Origin of the sequence: uncultured Campylobacter sp. (assembly GCF_938017775.1) — a bacterium.
Classification (GTDB): domain Bacteria; phylum Campylobacterota; class Campylobacteria; order Campylobacterales; family Campylobacteraceae; genus Campylobacter_B.
Map to the genome: position 1 here is coordinate 1 of NZ_CALIIU010000078.1, position 5,267 is coordinate 5,267.

General features: G+C 43.5%; 6 protein-coding genes. All 6 read left to right on the top strand.

From position 1 onward, the window contains the following. A partial coding sequence (locus Q0537_RS09850) for a hypothetical protein (protein WP_299227711.1) occupies positions 1-1,146 on the top strand: 1,146 nt, incomplete at its 5' end. Positions 1,147-1,155: 9 nt separating this feature from the next. Next, positions 1,156-1,578: a hypothetical protein gene (locus Q0537_RS09855; RefSeq protein WP_299227714.1), complete on the top strand. Its 423-nt coding sequence runs from the start codon at positions 1,156-1,158 to the stop codon at positions 1,576-1,578. After that, positions 1,575-1,994 carry a hypothetical protein gene (locus Q0537_RS09860; RefSeq protein ID WP_299227717.1) on the top strand — a complete coding sequence of 140 codons (420 nt, stop codon included), beginning with the start codon at positions 1,575-1,577 and terminating at the stop codon, positions 1,992-1,994. Before Q0537_RS09855 ends, Q0537_RS09860 begins: the two co-directional genes overlap by 4 nt. A 220-nt stretch (positions 1,995-2,214) precedes the next feature. Continuing rightward, positions 2,215-3,396: a tryptophan synthase subunit beta gene (gene trpB / locus Q0537_RS09865; RefSeq protein ID WP_299227720.1), complete on the top strand. Its 1,182-nt coding sequence runs from the start codon at positions 2,215-2,217 to the stop codon at positions 3,394-3,396. Next, the gene (gene trpA / locus Q0537_RS09870) at positions 3,389-4,135 is read left to right on the top strand and encodes a tryptophan synthase subunit alpha (RefSeq protein ID WP_299227723.1); all 747 of its coding nucleotides are present in this window, start codon (positions 3,389-3,391) and stop codon (positions 4,133-4,135) included. Before trpB ends, trpA begins: the two co-directional genes overlap by 8 nt. Before the next feature lie 10 nt (positions 4,136-4,145). Continuing rightward, positions 4,146-5,267 (top strand): hypothetical protein (locus Q0537_RS09875; protein WP_299227726.1); only part of this gene is annotated, 1,122 nt, incomplete at its 3' end.

Consider the following 5,267-nt stretch of genomic DNA (forward strand, 5'->3'; position numbering starts at 1 on the left):
AGTGTGGATATGAGGTTTTTTAGCGAAGGGGGAAGGAATGAGATAAAGGATGAGCTTAATAGGGGGAGCGCGATAGAAAAATCCTTAGAGATGCTTATAAAAACCGGGGATTTTTCTTTCAATGAAAACGTAGCGGAATATGCAAACGCTTATGAGTTAAGTAAGGCTTACGGCAAAGATTTAAGCTCGGTATTAATGGATGAAAAAGTAGGTATCAACACTAAAGAGCAGGTAATAAAATCTCTGATAGATGCTTATGCCAAAGCCAATGGTTTAAATTTAGAAGGTATTAAAGTAAAACTAATATCCGAGGCCAATGCGAAGGGCAAAAATGATGAGCCTTTCAAAGGGAATTTCGACTCTTTAAGCAAAACTATCACTTTAAATTTAGCCAATACGTCGGATATAAAAACATTTGCTCAAACCCTAGGACATGAGCTAAGCCATGCTATAGACTACAAAAAAGGACGCTTTATCCCTGGCGGCGAGGCTATGAATAGATATGCCGATATAAAGGACGATCACTTTGCGGACTATCTCGGAAGAGGCTTGGATATAACGGGCTCGAAAATAAATTTAGGGGACAAGCTGCCGAGCTACGATAAATACGACAAGATTAATAAGGCTCTGCTAGAACACAATCTTAAGAATTTTAATAGTACGGATAAGAGATGGAGCGATAATTCGGATATAAATAAATTAAACCCAAACAATCAAAATAATATAGTAGAAATAATGTCAAAATCGGCTATGGACGATTATAATCCAACGAATAGAATCGTATATGCTGATCACGCAAATATAGATAAAGATGGAGCTTTTACAAATACATATAAATATAAAAACACAAAAGATACGGCAATATTATTGCACAAGGAAATTTCGCAATTAGATAAATATAAAAATAATCCAAATATGCCTATTGAATTATCTATGTGCTATATTGGTGGAAGCGATATTCAAAAAGAATTGAGTTTGTTGGAGCCAAATAGAGAAATTATTGCTTATGAAGGTTATTATGCAACACAACTGGTTTATGTGCCGTATTTAAATCCGGGCTCAGGAAAAGTCATATACAGAAATGGCAAGGTCATTTATAGAGACGGCAATACTAATTTTATAGATAGAATTTTAATCAAAAAATAAAGAGATAAAATGAGATTGCTAAAAAAGATTTTAAAAATAGTCTTTTATTTGGTGTTAATTATTTTTACGTTACTTTTAATTCTACCGTATATGCTAGATAAAAGCAAATGTTTATTTGTGGAAATACGACTTTCAGCTAAGCTAAAAGAAGCAAATGAAACTAAAAATTTATTGTTATTAAACGGTATTGCCTTTGATAGTAGAGTTTGCGGACAAAAAGAAATTTATAATCAAGCTTCCAAAATGATATGCGCGGATTTTAACTATGATAATTTTATAAAAGAATTAAATGAAGCAAATAAAACGAAGAATAAAAGGAAATTAAAGGAGTTGGATTTGCAATCTCACAGGTGTATAGACGATATAAATATAAGCAATCAAATACAAGATGAATTTGAATTATATAAGTTATATTGGCGAGAACAAAAATGACGACTCAAAGAAAATTAAAATTCTTAAAACGATACAAAAATATTATTCTATTACCATTTTTGCTAATTATTTCGTTTTTTGTTTTTCGTATGATTTATACGGAAGCAATTAGTGAGTGTGTCCCAATAAGGCTTTTTTCAAAAAATTCTCCAAGCAATAGCAATCATGTTGAGTTAAAAGCAAAATGCATAAAAAAAGCTTTGGAAAATGACGATAATCACCTTATTATGCAGTATTTTAAAAGAGAAACGAGCGAGTGCCTCAAAATTATTGATGAACCGTCAAAAATCCCACATAATTTGATTAGGGTTAATAGTTTTGAAGAGTGGAAAAAATTAAGACTTACAGATACTGACAATATAATTTGTCCTATCGGTAATTCTAAAAAGAGCGATATTGGCAATGAAAGCAAATAAATTCACAAATTATTCAAATTTACGAAGCTGGGGCCGCTCATCAAGCAAAACATTAGCCGCAATTTCAAGTGTAAATTTCAAAATTTACTATCTTACGCCGTGCGTTTTTTGCGGCTGCATATCCGATAAATTTAGAAGAGCGTCGCAAAAGGCGCCGTCAAAAAAGCGAAATTTAACGCGAAATTTTATATAATCCTACGATTTAATGCGAGGAGATAGGATGAATAAAAAGGCGTATTTCGGGAGTTTCGGCGGGCAGTTCGTGCCTGAGACGGCGATGTTTGCGCTCGAGGAGTTGGAGGATGCGTACAGCACCATAGCGCAGACTAAGGAATTTAAAGACGAGCTAGGTTACTTGCTGCGCGAATATGCGGGGCGTCCGACGCCGCTATATCACGCCGCGCGCCTTAGCGAGCACTACGGGCATGAAATTTATCTAAAGCGCGAGGATCTCAACCATACGGGCGCTCATAAGATCAATAACGCCCTAGCGCAAGCGCTGCTCGCTAAAAAGATGGGCAAAAAAAAGGTCATCGCAGAAACCGGCGCGGGGCAGCACGGCGTGGCGACAGCGACGGCAGCGGCGCTATTCGGGCTTGAGTGCGACGTGTATATGGGTGAGACCGACGCTGCGCGCCAGCAGCTCAACGCATTTAGGATGCAGCTTTTGGGTGCAAATTTAATCAAAATCGGCACCGGTTTAAAAACGCTCAAAGAGGCGACCACCGCGGCGATTCAGGCGTGGGTGAACGAGATAGAGAGCGTATTTTACGTCATCGGCTCGGCGGTCGGGCCGCATCCGTATCCTAAGATGGTTAGGGATTTTCAAAGCGTCATCGGTACCGAGACCAAATCGCAGCTTGCGAGCAAGGGGATTAAAGCCGATTACGTCCTAGCCTGCGTGGGTGGCGGAAGCAATGCGATAGGAATTTTTAGCGCGTTCGTGGATGATCCCGCCGTGCAACTCATCGGCGTCGAGGCGGGCGGCTTGGGCGCACAAACCCCTTATCACGCAGCGACCATCACTAACGGGCGCGCGGGCATCATCCACGGCATGAAAACGATCGTACTGCAGGATAAATTCGGCATGATCGAGCCTGTTCACAGCATCTCGGCGGGGCTTGATTATCCTGGAGTGGGCCCGGAGCACGCGCATCTGCACGAGATAAGTCGCGCAAAATACGAAGCGGTAACCGACGATGAGTGCATCACGGCGCTTAAACTGCTCTGTAGGCTTGAGGGCATCATCCCCGCGATCGAAAGCGCGCATGCGTTAGCGTATTTGCAAAAGCTCTGCCCGCAGCTAAAGGGCAAAAAAACGATCGTCGTAAACGTAAGCGGCAGGGGCGATAAGGATATGGATACCGTGATGAATTACAAAAAAGGAACGATTTATGGATAAGATCAAGGCGGCCTTTGCGGGCAAAAAGGCGAACATCGGCTATATCGTGGCTGGCTATCCGAGCCCCGCGCACACGAAGGAGTTTTTGTCAAATTTAGACGAAAGCGCGATCGATCTGCTTGAGATCGGCATCCCGTATTCCGATCCGCTCGCGGACGGCCCGGAAATTTTTAAAGCGAGCTTTTCCGCGGTGCAAAACGGCGTAAACGCGGAGAAGGTATTTGAAATTTTAAAAGGGGTGCAAACGCGCAAGCCGCTTGTGTTTTTGGTCTATTACAACGTGATCTTTGCCTACGGCGCGCGCGAGTTTGTAGCGCAGGCGGCGCGCTACGGCATCAGCGGACTAATAATCCCCGATCTGCCGTATGAGGAAAATGAGGAAATTTTCGCGCTTTGCGAGGAGTTCGGTATCGCGCTCATCCCACTTATTAGCGTTACGAGCGAGCACCGCGCCGCGCGAGTTTTGAGCCGCGCGCGGGGCTTCATCTACGGCGTGGGCGCTATCGGCGTGACCGGAAGTAAGCAAACGCCGATTTCGCGCCTAAAAAATATGGTCGCAGATCTTAAAAAAATGAGCGATCTGCCCGTGGCGATCGGCTTTGGTATTCGCAGCCCTAGCGACGTTCGCGCCACGAAAGAATACGCAGACGGCGCTATCATCGGTACTGCGATCGTAAATTTATGCGCGAACTACGGCGGGCACGATCTGCAAGACAAGATCGCTGAACTTTTTAATTAACGGAATAAATATGAAAAAGATATTTTTGATTTTAATCGCAAATTTTTGTCTCGGCGCCAATCTGATGCAATACGATCTTTTCAACCACGACGACAGCGTCGACATCGCCTTGGCATTTGACTCCGCATACAAGCCAGACATCGTGCGCCGCGTCGACGGGCAGTCGATGAGCCTTATTTTAAAAGGGCTTGGCGGCGACGAGAAATTTAACGAAATGCGCACCAATCAAAAGGTCTTAAAAAGCTTTACGATAGCGCCTAAGGGCAAGGATATCGAGATCAATTTCCCTACCGGAGCCGATCTATCGGTTGATGCTCTTACTCAAGACGGCAATTTAAAGCTCATTTTGCGCGTAAAAAACCCCGCTTTCGATCAGAGCAAGATGAGCGTAAAGAGCGAGGCGAGTGAGACGGCGCAAAGCAGCAGCAACGGGATTCCCGTGATGCCGATAATCGTAGCGTTACTGCTTGCGGCTGCGGCTTTCGTCGGCGTGCGAAAATTTTTATCACACAAGCCGCAAAAAAGTATCGACGAGACATGGCGGGTTTTTGAAGATGACGCTAGTATGGATGGCACTGACGTGGACGGGGCGGGCATAGATGAAATTTTAAACGACTCCTTTTTTAAAAATCAGAGCGGATCAAAGAACGCAAATTTTACCAATTATTCTGACGCGCAAGAGTTCGCGAAAAAAGATGAGGGCTCCGCTTTAAATTTAAAAAATTCTAACGACTCAAAAAGCGTAGATGGTGCAGATTTTTTAAGAGGCGAGAACGTGAGCGAAGAGAGTGCACACGATAAATTTTACGATGAAGTTGCGCGTGCCGAGCGTTCGGAAGCTACGGAGGCGGACGAAAACTATGAGAGCGCCGAGAATATAAGAGCAGCGGATAAAATTTCGCCGCTTAAAGTAAGCTCTGCCGAGAGTGGTACGATGGAATTTCGCGAGGGAGCAAAAGAAAGATCGGATGCAAAAGAGCCCAAGGTTTCGGCATTTAGAAGCATTTTAGAAAATGAGCTGCTTAGCTCGGATACCGCAAGACCTAGCGACGTGCGAGTAGAGCTGGTGCGCGAGATCGACGAAAATAATGCTGCCGTAGTGCTAAGCTTTGCGGGCAAAAAACATCTAGTA

What these genes read in the sequence shown, in the direction of transcription:
- Q0537_RS09855 (WP_299227714.1), top strand. Translation starts at nt 1,156, where the DNA reads ATGAGATTGCTAAAAAAGATTTTAAAAATAGTCTTTTATTTGGTGTTA.
- Q0537_RS09860 (WP_299227717.1), top strand. Translation starts at nt 1,575, where the DNA reads ATGACGACTCAAAGAAAATTAAAATTCTTAAAACGATACAAAAATATT.
- trpB (WP_299227720.1), top strand. Translation starts at nt 2,215, where the DNA reads ATGAATAAAAAGGCGTATTTCGGGAGTTTCGGCGGGCAGTTCGTGCCT.
- trpA (WP_299227723.1), top strand. Translation starts at nt 3,389, where the DNA reads ATGGATAAGATCAAGGCGGCCTTTGCGGGCAAAAAGGCGAACATCGGC.